The organism is Pseudomonas sp. PI1, from assembly GCF_000812405.1.
GTDB classification, from domain to species: Bacteria; Pseudomonadota; Gammaproteobacteria; order Pseudomonadales; family Pseudomonadaceae; genus Pseudomonas; species Pseudomonas citronellolis.
Window position 1 is genome coordinate 40,713 of the sequence record NZ_JWMC01000059.1, and the last position, 23,972, is coordinate 64,684.

A 23,972-nucleotide genomic window follows, 5' to 3' on the forward strand; every position below is an offset into this window, starting at 1 on the left:
AAATGGCGAAAACCCGCAGCCCGTCCCTGGGCCAGGTCAGCGATTTCGAAATACGCCTGCTGCGCATCTTCAAGACCATAGTCGAGTGCGGCAGCTTTTCCGCCGCGGAAAGCACCCTGGGCATCAGCCGCTCGGCCATCAGCCTGCACATGGGCGATCTGGAGAAGCGCCTGGGCATGCGCCTGTGCCAGCGCGGCCGCGCCGGCTTCGCGCTGACCGACGAGGGCCGCGAGGTATACCGCGCCACCCAGTCGCTGCTGGCGGCGCTGGAGGGCTTCCGCGCCGAGGTCAACGAGCTGCACCAGCACCTGCGCGGCGAGTTGAACATCGGCATCATCAACAACCTGGTGACCCTGCCGCAGATGCGCATCACTCACGCCCTGCGCGCGCTCAAGGCCAGCGGCCCGGGGGTGCGCATCAACATCGGCATGACCACGCCCAACGAGATCGAGCTGGGCGTGCTCGACGGCCGCCTGCACATCGGCGTGGTGCCGCTCATCAGCCCGCTGTCGGGGCTGGAGTATTCGCCGCTGTACGACGAACGGTCGCTGCTGTTCTGCAGCCGCGAGCACCCTCTGTTCGAGCGCGAGGACGCCGGCATCACGGTGGCGGAAATCCACGCCTGCGATGCGGTGGCGCCCAGCTACCGCATCCCCGCCGAGGCCCAGGAGCGCCACCAGGAGCTGAACGCCAGCGCCAACGCCTCGGACCGCGAGGGCATGGCCTTCCTGATCCTCACCGGCAGCTACATCGGCTACCTGCCCGACCACTACGCCGCCGACTGGGTGGCCCAGGGCCGCATGCGCGCGCTGCGCCCGGAGCGCTTCCACTACGACATCCCGCTGACGGTGGTGACGCGCAAGGGACGGCGACCGAACCTGGTGCTGGAGCGGTTTCTGGAGGCGGTGGCGGAGAGCCGTTGATTCAAAGCCCTTGCCGGCTGCGCCGAGGCGCTCTGCGTAGGATGGGTTGAGCCTGCGAAACCCATGCGGCCACGGTGATGGGTATCGCTTCGCTCAACCCATCCTACGACTGCCCCCCAATGCGCACGAATCGAATTTGTCGCCCCTGCCAAGCAAAAACCTATACCCCCTCCCCGCCGCCCCGCGCGGCCCGTGGCTCGCGGGCCCACAGCTTTTCCCTAGCCTGCGACTACAAAAATCATAATTTCGCTAATGCCCGGGTCTGAACAGAATGCGGCCAACGCGCGGTGGACAGTCGCGACCGCAGAACAACAACGATCAGAGTCCGAGGAGTCACCCCATGGCCGATCCGAACCAGACCGCCTTCGGCAAGCCCGCCGGCAAATCGCTCGATGGCATTGAAACCGATACCCTCGTGGTGGGCGCCGGGCAGGCCGGCGTGGCCATGAGCGAGCACCTGACCGCCCAGGGCGTGCCGCACATCGTACTGGAGAAGAGCCGCATCGCCGAAGCCTGGCGCACCGGCCGCTGGGATTCGCTGGTGGCCAACGGCCCAGCCTGGCACGACCGCTTCCCGAACATGGAATTCCCCGTCGGCCCCGACGAGTTCCCGCACAAGGAGCAGGTAGCGGACTACTTCGTCGCCTACGCCAAGCAGTTCAACGCGCCCATCCGCACCGGCGTGGAAGTGAAGAAGGTGACCCGCAACGAAGGCCGCCCCGGCTTCACCGTGGAAACCTCCGAAGGCACCCTGCAGGCGCTGCGCATCGTTTCCGCCACCGGCCCGTTCCAGCGCCCGGTGATCCCGGCCATCGCGCCGAAGGACGAGCGCATCCAGCAGATCCACTCGGCCCAGTACTACAACCCGCAGCAGCTGCCCGAAGGCGCCGTGCTGGTGGTGGGCGCCGGCTCCTCCGGCGTGCAGATCGCCGACGAGCTGAACCGCGCCGGCAAGCGGGTGTTCCTCTCGGTGGGCGCCCATGACCGCCCGCCGCGCTCCTACCGCAACCGCGACTTCGTCTGGTGGCTGGGCGTGCTCGGCCTGTGGGACGCCGAGGAAGTGCAGCCCGGCCGCGAGCACGTGACCATCGCCGTGAGCGGCGCCCGTGGCGGCGAGACCATCGACTTCCGCCGCCTGGCCAACGAGGGCATCACCCTGGTCGGCCTGACCAAGGCTTTTGCCGACGGCAAGGTGAGCTTCCAGGAAGACCTGGTGAAGAACCTGCAGGCCGGCGACCAGAACTACCTCGACCTGCTGGACGCCGCCGACGCCTACATCGAACGCAACGGCCTGGACCTGCCGGAAGAGCCGGAAGCGCGCCGCGTCTACCCGGACGCCGAGTGCATCCGCAACCCGATCCTGGAACTGGACCTGGCCGCCGCCGGCATCACCTCGATCATCTGGGCCACCGGCTACGCCGTGGACTTCGACTGGCTGCAGGTGGACGCCTTCGACGACAAGGGCAAGCCCAAGCACCAGCGCGGCGTGTCCCGCGAGCCGGGCGTGTACTTCGTCGGCCTGCCGTGGCTGTCGCGCCGGGGCTCGTCGTTCATCTGGGGCGTGTGGCACGACGCCAAGCACATCGCCGGGCACATCGCCACGCAACGCAAATACGTCGAATACCAGGACGCCTCGCAGCGCGAGGCCTCCGCCGAATCGCAAGCCAAAAAAGCCGCTTCCTGGGAGTAAGTGATGCCTACCCACACTCGCATCCGCATGTTCAACACCAAGGACACCTACCCGAACCAGTCCCTGGACAACGACCTCTGCCAGGCCGTGCGCGCCGGCAACACCGTATACGTGCGCGGCCAGGTCGGCACCGATTTCGCCGGCAACCTGGTGGGCCTGGGCGACCCGGCGGCCCAGGCCGAGCAGGCGATGAAGAACCTCAAGCAGCTGCTGGAAGAAGCCGGCAGCGACCTGTCGCACATCGTCAAGACCACCACCTACATCATCGATCCGCGCTACCGCGAGCCGGTCTACCAGGTGGTCGGCAAGTGGCTCAAGGGCGTGTTCCCGATCTCCACCGGCCTGGTGGTCTCGGCCCTGGGCCAGCCGCAGTGGCTGATGGAGATCGACGTGATCGCGGTGATTCCGGACGACTGGGAACAATAAGGAGCGGCCCATGACCTTCTCCATCGTCGGCCGTTGCGCCGAAACCGGCCAGTTGGGCATCGCCATCAGCTCGTCGAGCATCGCCGTCGGCGCGCGCTGCCCCTGGGTGCGCGCCGGCGTCGGCGCGGTGGCCACGCAGAACGTGACCCTGCCGGCCCTGGGCCCGCAGATCCTCGACCGCCTGGAAGCGGGCCTGGCGCCGGCCGCCGCGCTGGACCAAGCATTGTCGAGCAACGGCTACAGCGAGTACCGCCAGGTGACGGTGATCGACCAGCACGGCCAGGTGGCGCTGTTCACCGGCAGCGAAGCGCTGGGCGTGAACCACGCGGTGGCCGGCGAGAACTGCGTGGCGGCGGGCAACCTGCTGTCGTCCACCGCGGTGATCGAAGCCATGACCAAGGCCTTCGAGGCGGCCGACGGCTGCCTGGCCGAACGCCTGCTGGCGGCGATGCAGGCGGCCATGGCCGCCGGCGGCGAAGCCGGGCCGGTGCATTCGGCGGCGCTGAAGGTGGTGGGCGACCTGGTCTGGCCGATGGTCGACCTGCGCGTGGACTGGGCCGACGAAGCGCCCATCGACGCGCTGGAAAAACTCTGGGTAGCCTACAAGCCGCAGATGCAGGACTACATCACCCGCGCGCTGGACCCGACCAAGGCGCCGAGCTACGGCGTGCCCGGCGACGAGTAAGCGCATCGACGCCAATCGATGGGTTACGCCGCTTCGCGGCTAACCCATCCTACGGAGACATTGCATGCTTTCCAGCCGTGACATCCTCGCCAGGCTGATCGCCTTCGACACCGTCAGCCGCAATTCCAACCTGGCGCTGATCAAGTACATCCAGGACTACCTGGCCGGCCTGGGCGTGGACAGCGAGCTGTTCTTCGACGAAGCCGGCGGCAAGGCCAACCTGTTCGCCACCCTCGGCCCGCGCGACCGCGGCGGCGTATGCCTGTCCGGGCATACCGACGTGGTGCCGGTGGACGGCCAGAACTGGAGCGTCCCGCCCTTCGAGCTGACCGAGAACGACGGCCGCCTGTACGGCCGCGGCACGGCCGACATGAAGGGCTACATCGCCTGCGTGCTGGCCGCCGTGCCGGCCTTCCTCGCCCAGCCTTTGCGCGTGCCGCTGCACCTGGCCTTCTCCTACGACGAGGAGGTCGGCTGCCTGGGCGTGCGCTCGCTGCTGGCGGACCTTGCGCGCCGCGAGCACAAGCCCATCGCCTGCATCATCGGCGAGCCCACCGAGCTCAAGCCGGTGCTCGGCCACAAGGGCAAGCTGGCCATGCGCTGCCAGGTGCACGGCGCGGCCTGCCACTCGGCCTACGCCCCGCAGGGGGTGAACGCCATCGAATACGCGGCGAAGCTGATCAACCGCCTGGGCGAGATCGGCAGCCGCCTGGCCGCGCCGGAACGCCACGACCCGCGCTTCGACCCGCCCTACTCCACGGTGCAGACCGGGGTGATCGGCGGCGGCCGCGCGCTGAACATAGTCCCGGCCGAATGCCAGTTCGACTTCGAGGTCCGCGCCCTGCCCAGCGACGACCCGCAGCAGGTCGCCGAGCAACTGCGCGACTACGCCGAAACCGAGCTGCTGCCGAAGATGCGCGCGGTGAAGGCGGAGGCGGATATCCGCTTCAGCGAGTTGTCGGCGTATCCGGCGCTGGCTACCGATCCGCAGAGCGAGGTGGCGCAGTTGTTGGCGCGGCTCAGTGGGTCGGATGAGTTTTCCACGGTGGCTTTTGGCACCGAGGGGGGGCTGTTTGATCAGGCGGGCATTCCGACGGTGGTGTGCGGGCCGGGGAGCATGGATCAGGGGCATAAGCCGGATGAGTTCGTGAGTGAGGAGCAGTTGGCGGCTTGTGATGGGATGTTGGGGCGGTTGGTGGAGTGGATGAAGGCTTGATTGGTGTCTTGCTGGGTGGGTTGGTGCGCGGGTTTGAGAGCGCCCTCTCCCTAACCCTCTCCCTGAAGGGAGAGGGGACCGTTGGGCAGACGCGGATGTATAGGAGTTAGCCGGCAACGCCGAGTGTCTCAGGCTGAGACCATGCCACCTCTCGGCACGGACAGGCCCCCTCTCTCTCAAGGAAGAGGAGCCGTTGGGCAGGGCAGGGTGTTCTGGAGTTAGCCGGCAACGCCGAAGGTTTCCGGCTGAAACCATTCCTCTTCTCGGCACGGACTAGCCCCCTCTCCCTTCAGGGCGGGGCGCGCAGCCGAGGGCTGGGGAGAGGGGCTCTTCAGGGCATGCACCGCACCCCCGGTTGGCCTCGTTCGCGAGCAAGCTCGCTCCTACGAAAAGCCAGTCAGCCGATCAGTTTGCGTGCTGCCTGGGTGTGCGCAGCGATCAGGCCCTTGAGGTCCAGGCCCTCCACCTTGCCATCCACCACCCGCCAACTCCCCCCGACCATCACCCTGTCCGCCCTGTCCGCCCCACACAGCAGCAGCGCCGACAGCGGATCATGGCTCCCGGAGAAGCGCAGTTCATCCAGCTTGAACAGCGCCAGGTCCGCCTGCTTGCCCGGCGCCAGCTCGCCGATGTCGCTGCGGCCCAGCAGCTTCGCCGAGCCCTTGGTGGCCCAGCCCAGCGCCCGCTCCGGGGTGATCTCTTCCGCACCGTAGCGCAGCCGCTGGATGTACAGGGCCTGGCGCGCTTCGAGGATCATGTTCGAGGCATCGTTGGAGGCCGAGCCATCCACGCCGATGCCCACCGGCGCGCCGGCGGCTTCCAGGGCCACGGTGGGGCAGATGCCCGAGGCCAGGCGCATGTTCGAGCTGGGGCAGTGGCAGATGCCGGTGCCGGCTTCGCCCAGGCGCTTTATTTCCTCGTCGTTGAAGTGGATGCCGTGGGCCAGCCAGGTGCGCGGGCCGAGCCAGCCGACGCTGTCCAGGTAGTCCACGGTACGCTGGCCGAAGCGCTGCAGGCAGAAGTCCTCCTCGTCGAGGGTCTCGGCCAGGTGGGTGTGCAGGCGCACGTCGTGGTGCTCGGCCAGCTCGGCGCTGGCGCGCATGATTTCCGGGGTCACCGAGAACGGCGAGCAGGGCGCCAGGGCGATCTGCACCTGGGCGCCGTCGCCGCGCTGGTGGTAGTCGCGGATCAGCCGTTCGCTGTCGGCGAGGATGTCTTCGGCGCGCTGCACCGTCTGCTGCGGCGGCAAACCGCCATCGGCCTCGCCCAGGCTCATGGAACCGCGGGTGAGCATGGCGCGCATGCCCAGTTCGGCGACCACCCCGGCCTGCACGTCGATGGCCTGCTCCAGGCCGTCGGGGAACAGGTAGTGGTGGTCCGCCGCGGTAGTGCAGCCGGACAGCAGCAGCTCGGCCAGGGCCACCTTGGTGGCCAGCGCCAGCTGGTCCGGGGTCAGCCGCGCCCACACCGGGTAGAGGGTCTTCAGCCAGGGGAACAGCGGCTGGTTGACCACCGGCGCCCAGGCGCGGGTGAGGGTCTGGTAGAAATGGTGGTGGGTGTTGATCAGGCCGGGCAGCAGCACGTGCTGGCTGGCGTCGAACACCTGCTCGCAGGGTTGCGAGGGTTGCTGGCCGGCGGCGAGCAACTCGACGATGCGGCCGTCCTGCACGACCAGGCCGCCACGGGCGTCGAGGCCGTTGGCGGTGAAGATGGCGAGGGGGTTGCGCAGCCACAGGCGGGGGGATGACATGGGTGAATCCTCCGGGTTGCGGAGCCGCCGCCCGAGGCGAGCCGGCTCCCGGTTGTACGGGAAGCCAGCTCAGTGTTCACCCTGTCTGCTGATCCAGGTGCGCCTTGACCCGCAGGTCAGGCGTCGGCGCATGGTAACGCCGCCGCCGGCATCCGTCACCAGTCGATCGTCGTTCCCTGGTAGTCCAGGTAGTGCTGGCCGCCGCGCCCGGCGTAGGCCTCGACCTGGTCGACGAGCCCGGCGGCGCTGGTTTCCACGTCCAGCGGCGCGGCCTCGCCGCCCATGTCGGTGCGCACCCAGCCGGGGTGCAGGTTGAGCACCGTCAGACCGGTTTCGCCCAGCCCGGCGACCAGGCTGCGGGTCAGCGAGTTCAGCGCCGCCTTGCTCGCCCGGTACAGGCCCATGCCGCCGGATTCGTTGCCGGCCACGCTGCCCAGTTCCGAGGTCATGAAGGCCAGCACCCCGCGCTGCGGCTCCAGCAGCGGCAGCAGGCGCTCGGCCAGGCGCAGCGGGGCCACGGCGTTGACCATGAACAGCTCGCCGACCTCCATCAGGCTGGCGTCCAGCGCCGACTGGTGCGCCGGGCCGTAGATGCCGGCGTTGATGTAGACCAGGTCGAAGCGCTGCCCGGCCAGGGCCTCGGCGAGGCGGTCCTGGGAGGCCGCATCGTCCAGCACCAGGGACTCGACGCGCACCGGCAGGCTGTCCAGCACGCCGGCGTTGGCGGCGTCGCGCACGGTGGCGGTGACATCCCAGCCGCGCGCCAGCAGCTGGTTCACCAGGCCCAGGCCGAGGCCGCGGGAGGCGCCGATGATCAGGGCGGAATTGGCAGTGCTCATGGGGCTCTCCCCTCGGGATGGAAAAGCCCCAGCATACCCGCTCAATCCTCGCCGCGCAGGCGGTCCAGGCGCAGGCGGTCGCGCTCGTCGGTGAGCCGCCAGGCCGACAGGTACACGGCGCCCAGGGCCGCGGCGAAGCCGGCGCCGACCAGCAGGAACATCAGCAGGATCTGGTAGCGCGCGGCGTCCAGCGGGTCCATGCCGGCGAGAATCTGCCCGGTCATGATCCCCGGCAGGGTGATGATGCCGGCGGCGGCCATCTGATTCAGGGTGGGGATCAGGCCGTTGTACAGCGCCCGGCGCAGCACCGAGCCCAGCGCCGTGTAGCGGTCGGCGCCCAGGGCCAGGCGCGCCTCGATGGCGGCGCGCTCGCGGGTGACGCTGGCGAACACCTGGTTCAGCGCCAGGCTGGCGGCGTTCATCGCCGTGCCGAGGATGATGCCCACCAGCGGGATGGCGTGCCGCGCGTCGTACCACGGCTGCGGCCGCAGGCTGCCGGCCAGGGCGAAGAGGGCGATGCCCAGGGTGGCGATGCCGACGCTGCCGCCGCCGATGCCCAGGTGCCAGAAGCCGGCCAGCCGGCGGCGTTGTCGCGAACCAACCTCGAAGCTGGCCGCGGCGAGCATCGCCAGCACCACCCCGGCGGTCAGCCAGGGCGAGGACAGGGCGAACACCTGGCGCAGGAACAGCCCCACCAGCACCAGTTGCACCACCAGGCGCACGGCGCAGACCAGCAGGGTGCGCTGCAGGCCCAGGCGCAGCGCCCAGGACAGCCCGGCGGCGACCACGATCAGCAGCGCCGCCAGGGCCAGTTCCGGCAGGCCGAGCTGCAGCGGCGTCATGGCTGCACCTCGCCCAGGCCGTGTTCGTCCAGTTGCAGGTGCACATCCGCCAGGCGCCGCGCCTGCCCGGCATCGTGGCTGACCACCAGCAGGCCCAGGCCTTCGGCCTTCAGTGCCTGCAGCAGTTGCTCGACGCCCTCGCGGCTGGCCGCGTCCAGCGCCGCCGTGGGTTCGTCCAGCAGCAGGAAGCGCGGCCGCTGCACCACCGCGCGCAGCAGGGCCAGGCGCTGGCGCTCGCCTGTGGATAACTGCGCCACCCGCGCCTGCAGCAACGCCGGGTCGAGACGCACCCGCGGCAGCAGCGCCCGCGCGGCGTCGAGGTCGGCGAAGTGCGCGGCGACGCCCTCCTCCCACCAGCCGGATTCCGCCGCCACGTAGGTGACCAGCCGCCGCCAGGCGCTGGCCGGCATACGCTCGCGCGCCACCCCGGCCAGGCTGACCTGGCCCTGGTTGGGGTCGAGGTCGGCGAGCATGCGCAGCAACAGGCTCTTGCCGATGCCCGAAGGGCCGCTGAGCACCGTACAGCGACCGGGCGCCAGGTCGAGGTCGAACGGCCCGCTCAGCGCCCCGCGCAAGCCGCAGGCCCGCAGAGGCCCAAAGGGAATATCCAAAACGCTCATGAACTCGCGTCGTCAAGAAGTACGCCGCCGAGCATAACGTAGGGCGTATAACCGTTCGCGGTTATCCGCCGCTTCCCCCATCTCCCCGCCCCCCATAAGCCCAACCCAGGCGACCCGAAAACGACGAGGCCCAGCAAATGCCGGGCCTCGTGGATAAAACGCCCCGGAGCAACCCCGGGGCCAGGGCACGCGCCCTATCAGTCGGTAGTGATCTTCGAATGCGTCCGGGTGTCCTTCATGGTCACGTAGACCAGCAGCGAGCAGGCGATGCAGCCGGTGACGTACCAGTAGAAGCCGCTCTCCATGCCGATGCTCTTGAACCACAGCGCCACGTACTCGGCGGTGCCGCCGAAGATCGACACGGTCAGCGCGTAGGGCAGGCCCACGCCCAGGGCGCGGATCTCGGTGGGGAACAGCTCGGCCTTCACCACGGCGTTGATGGAGGTGTAGCCGCTGACGATCACCAGCGCCGCCATGATCAGGAAGAACGCGCCCCACCAGGTGTCGATGCTGTGCAGGGTGCTGAGGATCGGGTAGGTGAAGACGGTGCCGAGCACGCCGAAGGCGATCAGGATCGGGCGCCGGCCGATCTTGTCCGACAGCGCGCCGACGATGGGCTGCAGCAGCATGAACAGGAACAGGGTGGCGGCCGAGATCATGGTCGAGTCGGTCTTGCTCATGCCCACGGTGTTCACCAGGTACTTCTGCATGTACGTGGTGTAGGTGTAGAAGGCCAGGGTGCCGCCCATGGTCAGGCCGACCACGGTGAGGACTTCCTTGGGATGGCGCAGCAGGGTGCGCATCAGGCTTTCCTTGGGCTCTTCCTTCTTCTTGGCGAAGGACTCGGTCTCTTCCATGCCGCGGCGCAGGAACATGGCGGTCACCGCGCACAGCGCGCCGATGAAGAAGGGCACGCGCCAGCCCCAGCTTTCCAGCTGTTCGACGGTGAGGGTCTGCTGCAGCACGATGAGCACCGCCAGGGCGATGAGCTGGCCGGAGATCAGCGTCACGTACTGGAAGCTGGAGAAGAAGCCGCGTTGTTCCTTGTTGGCCATCTCGCTGAGGTAGGTGGCCGAGGTGCCGTATTCGCCGCCCACCGACAGGCCCTGCAGCAGGCGCGCGAGCACCAGCAGGATGGGCGCGCCGACGCCGATGGTTTCATAGCTGGGGGTGAGGGCGATGATCAGCGAGCCGAAGCACATCAGCAGCACCGAGGCCAGCAGCGCGGCCTTGCGGCCCTTGCGGTCGGCGTAGATGCCCATCAGCCAGCCGCCGATCGGGCGCATCAGGAAGCCCACGGCGAAGATCGCGGCGGTGTTGAGCAGCTGGGCGGTCATGTCGCCCTGGGGGAAGAAGGCCTTGGCGAAGTACAGGGAGAAGGCGGCGTAGACGTACCAGTCGTACCACTCCACCAGGTTGCCCACCGAGCCGCTGAAGATCGACTTGATGCGCTGGGAGGTCGTACGGGGCGCGGCAGAAGCGGAGACGGCGCTTGCGCTATCCATGGGTAATCCTCTTGTCGTTGTTGTCGTCGGGTGCGCGGACCACGAAACCGGCACCGGCGCGCCACGAGGTGCGGCGCAGTGTGGAGGGCGATAGCAGGCAACGTGCCAAGGGCGCAAAGCCGCGTGGGGCAAGGGATTACGGGGTTTTCGTACAGCGTGGGCAGGCGGTTGGATGCCGATGGGCGGGGGTGGGTGAGCGGAAATCCGCTTATTTGGAGTGGCTTTTCGTTGGGGCGAGATGGCTCGCGAATGGTGTTTCCAGGTGGCTTCGGTGCCTGGCCTGAAGAGCGCCCTCTCCCTAACCCTCTCCCTGAAGGGAGAGGGGACCGTTGGGCAGATACTGATACTTCGGCGTTAGCCGGCTAGCACAGTGATTACCGGCTGAAACCATTCCTCCTCTCGGCACGGACAAGCCCCCTCTCCCTTCAGGGAGAGGGCTGGGGAGAGGGTTGCGGAGTCAAACCAAAACACCGAGGCCGCCTGGAAACGCCGTTCGCGAGCAAGCTCGCTCCTACAGGAAGCGCAGACCGCAGCGGCTCAACGCTGCTTGAACAACTCCCCCGGCGTAAAGCCGAACAACCCCTTGAACGCAGCTATATAGGCCGAAGTGGAGTCATAGCCACAATCCAGCGCCGCAGCGGTCACGCTGGCGCCATCCTCCAGCACACCCAGCGAGCCGAGCAGCCGCTGGCGTTGGCGCCAAAGGCGGAAGCTCATGCCGGTCTCGCGCTGGAACAGGCGCGAGAGGGTCTTTTCCGAGGTGCCCAGGCGTTGCGCCCAGTCGCCCAGGGTGAGGCTGGTGCTGGGCTGTTCGATCAGCGCCTGGCACAGCTGCAGCAGCCGCGGCTCCTGCGGCATGGGCAGGGAGAAGGCGACCTCCGGCAGGGTACGCAGCTGGTCCAGCAGCACGTTCACCAGACGCTGCTCGGGACTGTCGCCCTGTGGATAATCCACCGGCAGCTCACAGAAGCTCTTGATCAGCTCGCGGGCCAGCGGCGTCACCTCCAGCACCCGGCAGCGCGGCTCTGCCCAGGCGCAGGCCTCGGCGCTCAGGTAGAGGCTGCGCATCTCCGCGCGGCCGGAGGTGACCACCTCGTGCTCCAGGTACGCCGGTATCCAGATGGCCCGCTGCGGCGGGGCGAAGAAGCTGCCCTCGGCGGTGTGCACGCCGAGCACCCCGCTGATGGCGTAGGACAGTTGCACCCAGGCGTGGTGGTGGCGGCCGGTCCAGGAGCCGGCGCGCAGGCTTTCGGCGCGCGCGTAGACCGGCCGCGGCAGGTCGTCGAGCGTGGGAATCGCGCGTTGCAGATGGGGGTGCTGTCCGTTCATCGCTATGCTTTGGCTTTGTATCGCTAGTGGACAGAGTCTGGCAGGGCTACCCTGCCGCCTCAAGCCGTCAACGGAGCCCGCCCATGCTGAATTTCTCCGCCCAGGAATATCCCTACGCTTCGCAACGCTCGCTGGTGTATGCCCGGCGCGGCATGGTGGCCACCTCGCAGCCGCTGGCGGCGCAGGTCGGGCTGGACATTCTCAAGCGCGGCGGCAACGCGGTGGATGCCGCGGTGGCCACGGCGGCGGCGCTGACGGTGGTGGAGCCCACCGGCTGCGGCATCGGCGGCGATGCCTTCGCCCTGGTGTGGGTGAAGGACAAGCTGCACGGCCTGGACGCCGCCGGCTACGCGCCCGGGGCGCTGGACATCGGCACGCTGCGCGGCGCCGGCCACGCGCGCATGCCGCTGTACGGCTGGACGCCGGTGACAGTGCCGGGCTGCCCGGCGGCCTGGGCCGAGCTGTCGGCGCGCTTCGGCCGGCTGGACTTCGCCGAGCTGCTGGCGCCGGCCATCGAACTGGCCGAGCAGGGCTTCCCGGTCTCGCCGGTGATCGCCGGCCTCTGGCAGAGCGGCCTGGACAAATTCCGCGGGGTGCGCGACGCGCACCCGGAACTGGCGGCCTGGTTCGACGAATTCCTCATCGACGGCCGCGCCCCGCGCGCCGGGGAAATCTTCCGCAACCCCGGCCAGGCGCAGACCCTGCGCGAACTGGCGCAAAGCCGCTGCGAGAGCTTCTACCGCGGCGCCCTGGCCCGGCGCATCGCCGCCCACGCCCGGGCCAGCGGCGGCTACCTGGACGAGGCCGACCTGGCCGGCTACCGCGCCCAGTGGGTCGAGCCCATTGCGCTGAACTACCGCGGCTACGACGTCTGGGAAATCCCCCCGGCCGGTCAGGGCCTGGTGGCGCTGATGGCGCTGAACATCCTCAAGGGCTTCGAATTCGGCGAGCGCGACAGCCCGGACACCTGGCACCGCCAGCTGGAGGCCATGAAGCTGGCCTACGCCGACGGCCGCGCCTACATCGGCCAGCCGGACGCCATGCGCTTCAGCGTCGCCGACCTGCTCAGCGACGACTACGCCGCCAGCCGCCGCGCGCTGATCGGCGAGCGCGCCCTGGAACCGCACCCGGGCAAGCCGCGCGCCGGCGGCACCGTGTACCTGGCCACGGCCGACGGCGAGGGCAACCTGGTGTCGTTCATCCAGAGCAACTACCACGGCTTCGGCTCCGGCGTGGTGGTGCCCGGCACCGGCATCGCCCTGCAGAACCGCGGCGCCGAGTTCAGCCTCGACGCCGGTCACGTCAACGCCCTGGCCCCGGGCAAGAAGACCTTCCACACCATCATCCCCGGCTTCCTCAGCAAGGACGGCGTGCCCCTGGGCCCGTTCGGCGTGATGGGCGCCTACATGCAGCCCCAGGGCCACGTGCAGATGGTGATGAACCTGGTGGACTTCGGCCTCAACCCCCAGGCCGCGCTGGACGCCCCGCGCTGGCAGTGGCTGGGCGACAAGCGCATCGGCATCGAGCACGGCGCGCCGCGCAGCCTGGCGGCGGTGCTCAGCCGCCGCGGCCACCACGTGGAAGTGGCCCACGACCTGAGCAGCTACGGGCGCGGCCAGATCATCCTGCGCGACCCGCGCAGCGGCGTGCTCTGCGGCGGCACCGAGCCGCGCACCGACGGGCAGATCGCCGCCTGGTGAGACCGCCGCCGGGCCGGCGGAGGTGCTTGCGCGGCGCGGCTCTGGCATCATCCGCGCCCGGAAAGGCCGCGGCCGCCCGCAAGGTGGCCGCCGGGGCGCTTGTGTAGATTCTTCACAGCAAACTTGTATACATATTTTGAATTGATTCCATTCAACTCAAAGCAAATGTGTATTCAATAAGCCCTGCCCATGCTCGCCAAAATGGCGCTTCGGCACGCTGCGCTGCCCTGTGCGAAGGCACGACCTGTCCCAGTAGTCAGGTTTTTGCCCGATCCCAGGCCTTCGCCGGCCGCGACGCAGGCCCATGAAAAAGCATGGCTTTTCCCAAAACACAGAAGAAAACCCGGCCCGCGCCCGGCGTTGGCCCCGATCTTGCCTCGGCAGGCCAAGCCTGACCGAGTGGACAGGTTCAGAATTCCAACTAGATCGCAGCACTTCAAAACCTAGGAGCACCACATGACTCGCACCCTCGCATCCCTGCTGCTCGCCGGCGGGCTGCTGGCTACCGGCCAGGCCATGGCCGGCGGCGAAGACCTCACCCCCGCGCCGGCCAGCAACGACGGCCCGCTGATCTGGCACAACGAAAGCCTGACCTACCTGTGGGGCAAGAACTTCAAGGTCAACCCGCCGATCCAGCAGACCTTCACCTTCGAGAGCGCGAGCGCCTGGACCTGGGGCGACATCTGGTTCTTCGTCGACCAGATCAACTACAACGGCAAGGAAGACAGCCAGAACGGCAAGAACACCTACTACGGCGAGTTCAGCCCGCGCCTGTCGTTCGGCAAGATCACCGGCGCCGACCTGTCGCTGGGCCCGATCAAGGACGTGCTGCTGGCCACCACCTACGAATTCGGCGAAGGCGACACCGAGGCCTACCTGATCGGCCCGGGCTTCGACCTGGCCCTGCCCGGCTTCGACTACTTCCAGCTGAACTTCTACTACCGCAAGCCCGACGGCAACCGCGTGCCCTCCGGCGCCTGGCAGATCACCCCGGCCTGGGCCGTGACCATCCCGGTGGGCAACTCCGACATCCTCTTCGACGGCTTCATGGACTGGGTGGTGAACAACAAGAGCGCCAGCGCCAGCGAACGCGGCCAGAGCGACTACCACGCCAACCTGCACTTCAACCCGCAGATCAAGTACGACCTGGGCAAGGCCATGGGCTACGAGGCCAAGCACCTGTACGTGGGCGTGGAGTACGACTACTGGTCCGACAAGTACGGGATCAAGGATTCGCAGTTCTTTACCACCGACCAGAACACCACCAGTCTGTTGGTGAAGTACCACTTCTGATTGGGGCTGGGCGCTTTTCTGTTCTGTAGGAGCGAGCTTGCTCGCGAACGGTGTTTCCAGGTGGCTTCGGTGCCTGGCCTGAAGAGCGCCCTCTCCCTAACCCTCTCCCTGAAGGGAGAGGGGACCGTTCGGAGTGCTTGGGTGTTCTGGAGTCAGCCGGCAACACCGCAGGTTTCCGGCTGAAACCATTCCTCCTCTCGGCACAGACTAGCCCCCTCTCCCTGAAGGGAGAGGGGACCGTTCGGAGTGCTTGGGTGTTCTAGAGTCAGCCGGCAACACCGACGGTTTCCGACTGAAACCATCACTTCTCTCGGCACGGACTAGCCCCCTCTCCCTTCAGGGAGAGGGGACCGTTGGGAGTGTTTGGGTGTTCTGGAGTCAGCCGGCAACACCGCAGGTTTCCGGCTGAAACCATTACTCCTCTCGGCACGGACAAGCCCCCTCTCCCTTCAGGGCGGGGCGCGCAGCCGAGGGCTGGGGAGAGGGTTGCGGAGTCAAACTGCAACACCGAGGCCACCGGGAAACGCTGTTCGCGAGCGAGCTCGCTCCTACGAGAAGCCCCCACAGCGTCACCCCGCCAGCGCCTGCACCACTCCCATCACCAGCAACAGGCTCCCCCCCGCCAACAGCGTCTGCAGCGTGATGATCCCCGCCATCAGGTGACTGTCCCCACCCAGCTGCCGCGTCAGCACATAGGCCGTGGGCGCCGTTGGCAGGGCGAAGAACAGCACGAACACCGCCGACTCCAGCGGCGCCAGGCCGAGCAGCTGGGCGCAGGCGAAGGCCAGGGCGGGCATCGCCAGCAGGCGCGTGGCGCAGCTGCCCAGCAGCACCGGCAGTTCCGCGCGCAGTTCCTTCGGTTGCAGCGCGGCGCCCACGCAGAGCAGGCCCAGCGGCAGGCTGGCCACCGCCAGCAGGTCGAACAGCCGGGCGCTGCCGCCGCCCAGTTCCAGGCCGGCCAGGTTGACCAGGGCACCGGCGGCGCAGGCGAGGATCAGCGGGTTCCTGAGGATCGGCAGCAGCAGCGCGCGGGCGCTGATGCCGCGTTCGGCGGTCAGCGCCCAGACCGACATCAGGTTCACCGTCGGCACCATCAGCGCCAGCATCAGCGCCGCCAGGGTCAGGCCTTCCTTGCCGTACAGGCTGCCCACCGCGGCCAGGCCCAGGTAGGTGTTGAAGCGCAGCACACCCTGGGCGATGGCGCCGAAGCGCGCCGCGCTCCAGGCGCGCAGGCGCCGGCTGGCCAGCAGCGCCAGCCAGGCGCCGCCCAGGCCCAGGGCCACCGCCAGGGCCAGGCGGCCCAGCCCCGGGTCGCGCAGCGGCGCCTTGGCCAGGCTGGCGAACAGCAGCGCGGGGAACAGGATGAAGTAGTTCAGGCGTTCGGCCGCCGGCCAGAAGGCCTCGCCGGGGAAGCCGCGGCGGCGCAGCAGGTAGCCGCCGACGATAAGCGCGAAGAGCGGCCAGAGGGCCTCGAAGAGAACGGACACGGATACCCCGCGGCGGTGGTTGGGCGCCCATCTTGCCCAGCCGCGCGCGGCGACGGCAAGCCGGGCCCGGAACTCAGGCCGGACCGGGGCGGCAACGCTGCAGGACCAGCCCGAGCAGCCTACGACAGGCCTCGTCGGTGGAGGTGTCGGTGGCGTCCACTTCGAAGTCGGCGTCCAGCGGCGGCTCGTAGGGGCTGTCGATGCCGGTGAAGTTGCGCAGGCGGCCTTCCCGGGCGGCCTTGTACAGGCCCTTGGGGTCGCGCTCGGCGCAGGTCCGCAACGGCGTGCTGAGATACACGCTGAGGAACTCGTCGGCCGGGAACAGCGCGCGGGCGGCATCGCGCTCGGCGCGGAACGGCGAGATGGCGGCGACTATCACCACCAGCCCGGCCTCGGTCATCAGCCGCGCGGCATGGGCCAGGCGGCGGATGTTCTCGCGGCGGCCCTCGGGGCTCATGTCCAGGTCGCTGCACAGGCCGCCGCGGACCTGGTCGCCATCGAGCAGGAAGCTGTGCACGCGCTCGCGGTGCAGGGCCAGCTCCAGGGCGTTGGCCAGGCTCGACTTGCCCGAGCCGGACAGGCCGGTCAGCCAGATGCAGCAGGGGCGCTGGCCCTTGAGCGCGGCGCGGGCTTCGCGGCGCACGCTGCCGGTGACGGGGAACAGGGGTACTTTGAGGTCACTCATAGCCAAGCAGTTGGTAGTCGCGTTGATAGGCGCGGCGCACCAGGCGCCGCGTGCGAGTGCTGCAGAAGTCCCGGGCCGGGCCGGCCTGGCGTTGCCGCGAGGCGTTCAGGTGGGGCAGCTGGCCGCTGATGCCCAGGTGCTCGCACAGCGTCTGGAAGTCCGCTTCCAGGTTCTCCTGGCGGCCGATGAAGTCCAGCCCCAGGTGGCCGAGGGAATCGCAGAGGAAGGCCACCTGCGGCACGAAATGCAGCTGGCGCTGGAGGTTGTCCGGGTGCAGCCAGCGGTCGACGAAGTCGTCGAAGTCGCGGAACTGGCAGACCAGTTGGTGCGCCGCCCGGTCGCGCTGCGGCAGCTGGTTGCCGCGCAGGTAGGCATAGGCCGAGTAGGCGCGCTCCAACGGGTCGCGGACGAAGCTGAACTTGAAGCTTTCGGCATATTCGCCGGGGAACTGCTGCTCGTACCAGTACAGCGGCAGGTGGCCGGGGCGCCCGCCGTCGAACAGCGCCGCGCAGAGGCTGCTGCCGGCGCACTTGGGCACGTGCACGAACAGGCAGCGGCGCTCGCGGAAATACGCGGGGAAATGGGCGTTGCCGGACATCGCCTTGTTGACGATCTGGCGTTCCTGCACCGGCAGGCGGCTGAGCAGGAAGTTGCGCTGGACCTTGGGCAGCAGCTTCCAGAAGTAGCGTTGCAGCATGGGGACTCTCGAACGCCGGAGGGTCGCTCCGGTGGTTTTCCTTGGACGGCGGGAGGGCCCCGGCCTTAAGGAAACCTTAACAGGCCCGTGTCTGGCGATTATTCCGTGTTGGTCAAGAAGGTAAGGTTTCCGATACACGGCGACGTGGGCCTTGTAGCTTGTAGGTCCATCTGGGGCGATTTCCGACGGCCGGGGGAGTCTATTCCCGGCGCGGCGCGGCGCCCACGGCGAAAAGGATGCACAAAGCGTAGGAAATCCCTGAGGAAGCGACTGGCAGCCCGCCGCCGGTCGAGGCGCCACAAACGCGGCAAGCCCGGGCCCCGGCGGCGAAAGGCAGCTTTTTCTTATGTCGCAACGACATATTTAATAATTTTCCGAGCCTCCCGCTTCCGCCACCATCCGCCCTGTCACGTGCCGCCCGCCCTGCGGGCCCAGGGGCCGCAGAGCCCATCGCCACGCACGTTCCGCTTCGCTGTGAAACCTCCGGCCATCTGGCCACTGCCGCAGTTATCCAATAACAAGCCCAACAGGCTGTGGGAGTGCTTCATGAACAAGTCCTTGCTTGCGCGTTTCACCCGTCCCCTCGCCCTCGCCGGGCTGCTCGCCGGCGCCGCCGGGGCGGCCCAGGCCGGCACCCTGTCCATCGGCCATACCACCTGGGTCGGCTACGGCACCCTGTACCTGGCCCGCGACCTGGGCTACTTCAAGGAGCAGGGCCTGGACCTGCAGCTCACCCCCATCGAGGAAGCGGCGATGTACATGGCCGCCCAGGCCTCCGGGAAACTCTCCGGCTCCGCCTCGACCATCGACGAAATCCTCAAGTACCGCCCGCAGTTCTGCTTCAAGGCCGTGGCCGCGCTGGACGACAGCCATGGCGGCGACGGCGTGCTGGTGGGCAAGGACGTCACCAGCCTGGCCCAGCTCAAGGGCCGGGAAGTGGCGGTCAACGAAGGCTCGGTGTCGCAGTTCTGGCTGTCGTACCTGCTGAAGAACGCCGGCATGAGCATGAGCGACATCAAGGTGCAGAACATGACCGCCGACGATGCAGCCACCGCCTTCATCGCCGGGCGCATCCCCGCCGCGGTGACCTGGGAGCCGCACCTGTCGATGGTGCGCCAGAAGCAGCAGGGCAAGGTGCTGGTGGACAGCACCAGCACCCCCGGGGTGATCGTCGACGTGGTGGCGCTGAACTGCGACGTCATCGACAAGCAGCCCGACGACGTCAAGGCCCTGGTCAAGGGCCTGTACAAGGCCGTGCAGTACACCCGGGAGCACCCGCAGGAGGCCTACGCCATCATGGCCAAGGGCGTCGGCGGCTACCTGTCCGACCCCAAGGACCTGGCCGAGGCGGCCAAGGGCGTGCGCTTCTATGACCAGGCCATGAGCGAGAAGCTCCTCGGCGCCCCCGGCAAGGCCGGCGACATCAAGGACATCATCGGCCTGGCCAACGAGACCTGGACGCAGCTGCAGGGCAAGACCTTCCAGGTCAGCTACGACGACCTGGTGGACACCCGCTTCGTCGTCCAGTGAACCCGGCGGGCCGCGCGCCCGCCCCTTCCCATCCTTCGTTCCACGAACATCCTGGCGGAAGGCTTGCGGCCGTCCGCATGGAGGTAATCCGCGATGTCACGTCCGAATAAATCCTGGCTCAACCGCTGCCTGACGCCCAAGGTCGAGCTGCCGGTGCGCCTGGTGTGGTCCGCCAGCGCCCTGTGCTGGCTGCTGGTGTTCGGCCTCTGGGCCCTGCTCTCCTACGGCGGCGTGGTGCCGGCGATGTTCCTGCCCAGCCCCGGCGCGGTGCTGGACGCCGCCGTGCGCCTGGGCCGCGACGGCACCCTGGGCACCCACGTGCTGGCCAGCGTCGAGGTGGTGATGATCGGCTTCCTGGTCTCGTCCCTGGTGGCCGTGCCCCTGGGCCTGCTGATGGGCAGCTTCCGCATCGTCCAGGCCTTCCTCGAACCGCTGGTGAACTTCATCCGCTACCTGCCGGTGACCTCCTTCGTGCCGCTGTTCATCCTGTGGATCGGCATCGGCATCGAACAGCGCGTCACGGTGATCATCTTCGGCGTGTTCTTCCAGCAGCTGGTGATGATCGCCGACGTCTCCCGCGGCGTCGCCAAGGACCTGGTCAACGCTTCCTACACCCTGGGCTGCACCCGCCGCGACGTGGTGCTGCACGTGCTCGGCCCGGCCTCGCTGCCCGGCGTGCTGGACACCCTGCGGGTGACCATGGGCTGGGCCTGGACCTACCTGGTGGTGGCCGAGCTGGTCGCCGCCTCCAGCGGCCTGGGCTACATCAGCCTCAAGGCCATGCGCGGCTTCCAGGTGGACGTGATCTTCCTGGCCATCGCCATCATCGGCCTGCTCGGGCTGATCACCGACCAACTCTTCCGCATCCTCCGACTGAAGGTGGCCTCATGGGCGCAGTAGCAGCCATGCAACGCAACGACGCGGCACCGGCCGCACAAGGGGCGCAGCCGGCGCGGCTGCGCGTGGACCAGGTCAGCCTGCGCTACCGCACCCCCGAGGGCGGCACCTTCGCCGCGCTGGAGAAGGTCTCCTTCGAGGTGCCGGACCAGCAGTTCGCGGTGATCGTCGGCCCCTCCGGCTGCGGCAAGTCGAGCCTGCTGTACCTCACCGCCGGGCTGTCCGAGCCCACCGAGGGCGACATCTACGTCGGCGGCCAGCGCGTCGACGGCCCCGGCGCCGACCGCGGCATGGTGTTCCAGAGCTACACCCTGTTCCCCTGGCTGACCGTGCGCGAGAACGTCGAGTTCGGCTTGAAGCGCCGCGGCCTGCCGGCCGCCGAGCGCAAGGAGATCGTCGACTACTACCTCAACGAGGTGGGCCTGGCCAACTTCGCCGGCAACTACCCCAAGCAGCTCTCCGGCGGCATGATGCAGCGCGTGGCCATCGCCCGCGCGCTGGCCAACGACCCGCAGATCCTGCTGATGGACGAGCCCTTCGGCGCCCTCGACAGCCAGACGCGCATGCAAATGCAGAAGCTGCTGCTGCGCGTGTGGGACCACAGCAAGAAGACCGTGGTGTTCGTCACCCACGACATCGACGAAGCCATCCTGCTGGGCGACCGCGTCTACGTCATGGGCGCCCGCCCGGGGCGCATCAAGCGCATCCTCGACGTGCCCATCGAGCGCCCGCGCTCGCTGGACATGGTGATGGACCGCCCGTTCATCGAGATGAAGCGCGAAATCCTCGGGCTGCTCCACGACGACCTGGAAGAAGCGCACTGAAAGCCCACCGCGGGGGCGCGGCGCCCGCCTCGCTCCCGCGGCCGGCTCAGAGTCCGAGATCGCTCAGCGACGGGTGATCGTCCGGGCGCCGGCCCAGGGGCCAGCGGAACAGCCGCTCGTCCTCGCTGATGGGCAGGTCGTTGATGCTGGCATGGCGTTCGACCATCAGGCCCTGCTCGTCGAAGGCCCAGTTCTCGTTGCCGTAGGAACGGAACCAGTTGCCCGAGTCGTCGTGCCACTCGTAGGCGAAGCGCACGGCGATGCGCTCGCCGGTGAAGGCCCAGAGTTCCTTGATCAGCCGGTAGTCCAGTTCGCGGCGCCACTTGCCGGTGAGAAACTCGACGATCTGCACGCGGCCGCGGATGAAGGTGGAGCGGTTGCGCCAGGTGCTGTCCGGGCTGTAGGCCAGGGACACGCGCTGTGGGTCGCGGCTGTTCCAGCCATCCTCGGCGGCGCGCACCTTCTGGATGGCGGTCTCGCGGGTGAAGGGCGGCAGGGGTGGGCGGGCTTCGCTCATGATGGGGGCTCCTGGGGTGGGGGTTCTGGTCATGGTGCGCCGTAGGTGGGTTTGGAGGAATGACACTGGTCCCACGGATGTTGCCAAGGTGCCGAACGGCTTTTCGTTTTCGTAGGAGCGAGCTTGCTCGCGAACGGTGCCCACCTGTGGCTTCGGTGCTCGTCCTGGAGAGCGCCCTCTCCCTAACCCTCTCCCTGAAGGGAGAGGGGACCGTTCGGAGTGCTTGGGTATTTCGGCGTTAGCCGGCTGGCACCGTAATTTCCGGCTGAAACCATTCCTCCTCTCGGCACAGACTGCCCCCTCTCCCTTCAGGGAGAGGGCTGGGGAGAGGGGCTCTTGGAAACACTCACCGAAGCCCCACCCGCAAACACCCCCCGATCCTCCCGCGGACAAACCCCAAACCGCGCCCGATAACTCCGCGACAGATACGAAGGCGACTCGAACCCACAAGCCAACCCCACCTCCAGCACACTCATCTCCGTCTGCCGCAGCAATTGCCGGGCCTTGTCCAGGCGCAAGCCGAGGTAGAAGTTCGACGGCGTATCGTTCAGGTGCAGGCGGAACAGGCGCTCCAGCTGGCGGCGGGTGACCTGGATGCGCTCGGCCAGGTCCAGGGTGGAGAGCGGCGGCTCGGTGTGCCTTTCCATCTCGCCCAGCACCTGGATCAGCTTCTTGTTGGTCACCCCGTAGCGCGTCGCCAGTTGCAGGCGCTGGTGGTCCTGGCGGGTGCGGATGCGCCCGACCACGAACTGCTCGGAAACCTGCACCGCCAGCTCCGGGCCCTGGGCGCGGGCGATCAGGTCGAGCATCAGGTCGATGGACGCCGTGCCGCCGGCGGAGGTGATGCGCGAGCCGTCGATCTCGAACAGCTCCTGGGTCGCCTGCAGCTGTGGATAAGTCTCCCGGAAGGCGTCCAGCGCCTCCCAGTGCAGCGTGCAGCGATGGCGGTCGAGCAGCCCGGCCTCGGCGAGGACGAAGCTGCCGGTGTCGATGCCGCCGAGGGTCACGCCCTCGCGGTCGAGGCGGCGCAGCCAGTGCAGCAGCGCCGGGGAGCAGGCCTGCAGCGGGTCGAAGCCGGCCACCACGAACAGCGTGTCGCCGCGGCCCAGGGCCTGCAGGGCGCCGTCGGCGTTCATCGACATGCCGCTGCTGGCCAGCACCGGGCCGCCGTCGATGCTCAGCAGGTGCCAGCGGTAGAGCCCGCCGCGGAAGCGGTTGGCGACGCGCAGCGGCTCCACGGCGGAGATGAACCCCATCAGGGAAAAACCGGGCAGCAGGAGGAACCAGAAGTCGTTCGACATGGCCTCATCCAGGTGATTCGGGCGGCGATCCGTTGGTATGGAGCATTTGCCCGGCCCTGGCAATGGCCGAGGTCGCCAGCGTGCAAGTGCAGGTCGCCGGAGTGCGATTTTCCGTCGCAGGCCGTGCGTAATTTGAACACCAGCCACCGCCGCGCGGGGCCATGACACAACAACGATAACCATTGCCGCAAAGGCCTTGAGGAGAAGTCATGAAGCTATCGATCAAAGCGGGCGCCTGCGCCGCGCTGTTCACCCTGGTCAGCAGCGCCTGGGCCACCGAGCCGGCGTCGTGCCAGAACGTGCGCATGGGTTCGGTGAACTGGACCGACGTGGTGGCCAGCAGCGCCGTGGCCGAGGCCCTGCTCGACGGCCTCGGCTACAAGGTCAAGCAGACCAGCGCCTCGCAGCAGATCATCCTGGCCGGCATGGCCGACAAGCAGCTCGACGTCTTCCTCGGCTACTGGCAGCCGACCATGCAGCCGGTGGCCAAGCCCTACCTGGACAAGCAGCAGATCGAAGTCATCACCCCGGCCACCCTGGGCGACGCGCAGTCCACCTACGCGGTGCCCACCTACGTCTACGACGGTGGCCTGAAGACCTTCGCCGACATCGCCAAATTCCGCGACAAGCTGGACAACAAGATCTACCTGATCGAGCCGGGCAGCGGCTCCAACCGCATCACCGCGGACATGATCGCCAAGGACAAGTTCGGCCTGAAGGGCTTCCAGGTCGTCGAATCCAGCGAGGCCGGCATGCTCACCGCGGTCAAGCGCGCCATCAAGCGCCAGCAGTGGGTGGTGTTCTTCGGCTGGAAACCGCACCCGATGAACCTGCAGATCGACATGAAATACCTCACCGGCAGCGACGACGTGTTCGGCCCCAACGAAGGCGCCGCCACCGTCTCCATCATGACCGCCGCCGGCTACCAGGCGCAGTGCGGCAACGTCGCCAAGCTGCTGCACAACCTGCGCTTCAGCAGCCAGGAAGTCAGCCAGGTGATGGAACCCATCCTCGACCGCAGCCAGCCGCTGGACGCCGCCCGCGCCTGGCTCAAGGCCCATCCCGACCAGCTCAAGGCCTGGCTCGACGGGGTGACCACCTTCGACGGCAAGCCGGCAGAACCGGCCTTCGTCGCCAGCCTGAAATAAGCCAACAACGCCCCACCCTTGCGCGGCGTGCCCGCCGCGCAGGGCCCCCGTACGCCTGAAGAAAGGAC

General features: G+C 68.2%; 22 protein-coding genes. 11 read left to right on the top strand and 11 right to left on the bottom strand.

Annotated elements, in window-relative coordinates:
• The first annotated feature begins 2 nt into the window (after window positions 1-2).
• The 5 genes from RN02_RS19240 to argE all read left to right on the top strand — a co-directional run bounded on the left by RN02_RS19240 (window position 3) and on the right by argE (window position 4,940).
• Window positions 3-923, top strand: a complete 921-nt coding sequence (locus RN02_RS19240) for a LysR family transcriptional regulator (protein ID WP_009614289.1) — start codon at window positions 3-5, stop codon at window positions 921-923.
• Between the two features lie 340 nt (window positions 924-1,263).
• Complete coding sequence (locus RN02_RS19245; protein WP_052267767.1) at window positions 1,264-2,613, top strand: flavin-containing monooxygenase; 1,350 nt, start codon at window positions 1,264-1,266, stop codon at window positions 2,611-2,613.
• A gap of 3 nt (window positions 2,614-2,616) precedes the next feature.
• Window positions 2,617-3,039: a RidA family protein gene (locus RN02_RS19250; protein WP_043315990.1), complete on the top strand. Its 423-nt coding sequence runs from the start codon at window positions 2,617-2,619 to the stop codon at window positions 3,037-3,039.
• A 10-nt stretch (window positions 3,040-3,049) separates the two neighbouring features.
• The gene (locus RN02_RS19255; RefSeq protein WP_043315992.1) at window positions 3,050-3,724 is read left to right on the top strand and encodes a DUF1028 domain-containing protein; all 675 of its coding nucleotides are present in this window, start codon (window positions 3,050-3,052) and stop codon (window positions 3,722-3,724) included.
• Window positions 3,725-3,788: 64 nt separating this feature from the next.
• A complete protein-coding gene (gene argE, locus RN02_RS19260; RefSeq protein ID WP_043315994.1) occupies window positions 3,789-4,940 on the top strand; it encodes an acetylornithine deacetylase in 1,152 nt (383 codons plus the stop codon).
• 397 nt (window positions 4,941-5,337) lie between these two features.
• Here the strand turns inward: argE and RN02_RS19265 are convergent, their stop codons facing one another.
• The 6 genes from RN02_RS19265 to RN02_RS19290 form a co-directional block, all read right to left on the bottom strand.
• Window positions 5,338-6,690 (bottom strand): 8-oxoguanine deaminase, encoded by a 1,353-nt coding sequence (locus RN02_RS19265; protein WP_043315997.1) that lies wholly within the window; start codon window positions 6,688-6,690, stop codon window positions 5,338-5,340.
• Between the two features lie 155 nt (window positions 6,691-6,845).
• Window positions 6,846-7,529 (bottom strand): SDR family oxidoreductase, encoded by a 684-nt coding sequence (locus RN02_RS19270; protein ID WP_043315999.1) that lies wholly within the window; start codon window positions 7,527-7,529, stop codon window positions 6,846-6,848.
• 41 nt (window positions 7,530-7,570) lie between these two features.
• A complete protein-coding gene (locus tag RN02_RS19275) occupies window positions 7,571-8,371 on the bottom strand; it encodes an ABC transporter permease (protein WP_043316002.1) in 801 nt (266 codons plus the stop codon).
• Window positions 8,368-8,991: an ABC transporter ATP-binding protein gene (locus tag RN02_RS19280; protein ID WP_043316004.1), complete on the bottom strand. Its 624-nt coding sequence runs from the start codon at window positions 8,989-8,991 to the stop codon at window positions 8,368-8,370. The genes RN02_RS19275 and RN02_RS19280 overlap by 4 nt, the downstream gene beginning before the upstream one ends.
• A gap of 197 nt (window positions 8,992-9,188) precedes the next feature.
• Window positions 9,189-10,496 carry an MFS transporter gene (locus RN02_RS19285; RefSeq protein ID WP_009614303.1) on the bottom strand — a complete coding sequence of 436 codons (1,308 nt, stop codon included), beginning with the start codon at window positions 10,494-10,496 and terminating at the stop codon, window positions 9,189-9,191.
• Window positions 10,497-11,033: 537 nt separating this feature from the next.
• Window positions 11,034-11,831, bottom strand: coding sequence for an AraC family transcriptional regulator (locus RN02_RS19290; protein ID WP_024128863.1), 798 nt, complete (start codon window positions 11,829-11,831; stop codon window positions 11,034-11,036).
• Window positions 11,832-11,908: 77 nt separating this feature from the next.
• Between RN02_RS19290 and RN02_RS19295 the strand changes: the two genes are divergently transcribed.
• Both RN02_RS19295 and RN02_RS19300 read left to right on the top strand, forming a co-directional pair.
• Window positions 11,909-13,525: a gamma-glutamyltransferase family protein gene (locus RN02_RS19295; RefSeq protein WP_043316005.1), complete on the top strand. Its 1,617-nt coding sequence runs from the start codon at window positions 11,909-11,911 to the stop codon at window positions 13,523-13,525.
• A gap of 456 nt (window positions 13,526-13,981) precedes the next feature.
• Complete coding sequence (locus RN02_RS19300; protein ID WP_009614309.1) at window positions 13,982-14,818, top strand: outer membrane protein OmpK; 837 nt, start codon at window positions 13,982-13,984, stop codon at window positions 14,816-14,818.
• A gap of 569 nt (window positions 14,819-15,387) precedes the next feature.
• Here the strand turns inward: RN02_RS19300 and RN02_RS19305 are convergent.
• From RN02_RS19305 to RN02_RS19315, 3 genes are all read right to left on the bottom strand, one after another.
• Window positions 15,388-16,305, bottom strand: coding sequence for an AEC family transporter (locus tag RN02_RS19305; RefSeq protein ID WP_043316008.1), 918 nt, complete (start codon window positions 16,303-16,305; stop codon window positions 15,388-15,390).
• Between the two features lie 73 nt (window positions 16,306-16,378).
• The gene (gene cysC, locus RN02_RS19310; RefSeq protein ID WP_009614315.1) at window positions 16,379-16,990 is read right to left on the bottom strand and encodes an adenylyl-sulfate kinase; all 612 of its coding nucleotides are present in this window, start codon (window positions 16,988-16,990) and stop codon (window positions 16,379-16,381) included.
• The gene (locus RN02_RS19315; protein WP_009614317.1) at window positions 16,983-17,687 is read right to left on the bottom strand and encodes a sulfotransferase family 2 domain-containing protein; all 705 of its coding nucleotides are present in this window, start codon (window positions 17,685-17,687) and stop codon (window positions 16,983-16,985) included. The genes cysC and RN02_RS19315 overlap by 8 nt, the downstream gene beginning before the upstream one ends.
• Window positions 17,688-18,233: 546 nt before the next feature.
• Between RN02_RS19315 and RN02_RS19320 the strand changes: the two genes are divergently transcribed.
• From RN02_RS19320 to RN02_RS19330, 3 genes are all read left to right on the top strand, one after another.
• A complete protein-coding gene (locus RN02_RS19320) occupies window positions 18,234-19,217 on the top strand; it encodes an ABC transporter substrate-binding protein (protein WP_043316010.1) in 984 nt (327 codons plus the stop codon).
• A gap of 93 nt (window positions 19,218-19,310) precedes the next feature.
• Window positions 19,311-20,117, top strand: a complete 807-nt coding sequence (locus RN02_RS19325; RefSeq protein ID WP_009614323.1) for an ABC transporter permease — start codon at window positions 19,311-19,313, stop codon at window positions 20,115-20,117.
• Complete coding sequence (locus RN02_RS19330) at window positions 20,105-20,938, top strand: ABC transporter ATP-binding protein (protein WP_009614324.1); 834 nt, start codon at window positions 20,105-20,107, stop codon at window positions 20,936-20,938. The genes RN02_RS19325 and RN02_RS19330 overlap by 13 nt, the downstream gene beginning before the upstream one ends.
• A gap of 46 nt (window positions 20,939-20,984) precedes the next feature.
• On the opposite strand, the gene RN02_RS19335 is transcribed toward RN02_RS19330, so the two are convergent.
• Together RN02_RS19335 and RN02_RS19340 are read right to left on the bottom strand one after the other, a co-directional pair.
• On the bottom strand, window positions 20,985-21,455 hold the full coding sequence (locus RN02_RS19335; RefSeq protein WP_043316011.1) for a nuclear transport factor 2 family protein: 471 nt from the start codon (window positions 21,453-21,455) through the stop codon (window positions 20,985-20,987).
• Window positions 21,456-21,763: 308 nt separating this feature from the next.
• Window positions 21,764-22,756: a GlxA family transcriptional regulator gene (locus tag RN02_RS19340; protein ID WP_043316013.1), complete on the bottom strand. Its 993-nt coding sequence runs from the start codon at window positions 22,754-22,756 to the stop codon at window positions 21,764-21,766.
• A 209-nt stretch (window positions 22,757-22,965) separates the two neighbouring features.
• Between RN02_RS19340 and choX the strand changes: the two genes are divergently transcribed.
• A complete protein-coding gene (choX, locus tag RN02_RS19345; RefSeq protein WP_043316015.1) occupies window positions 22,966-23,904 on the top strand; it encodes a choline ABC transporter substrate-binding protein in 939 nt (312 codons plus the stop codon).
• The last annotated feature ends 68 nt before the right edge of the window (window positions 23,905-23,972 follow it).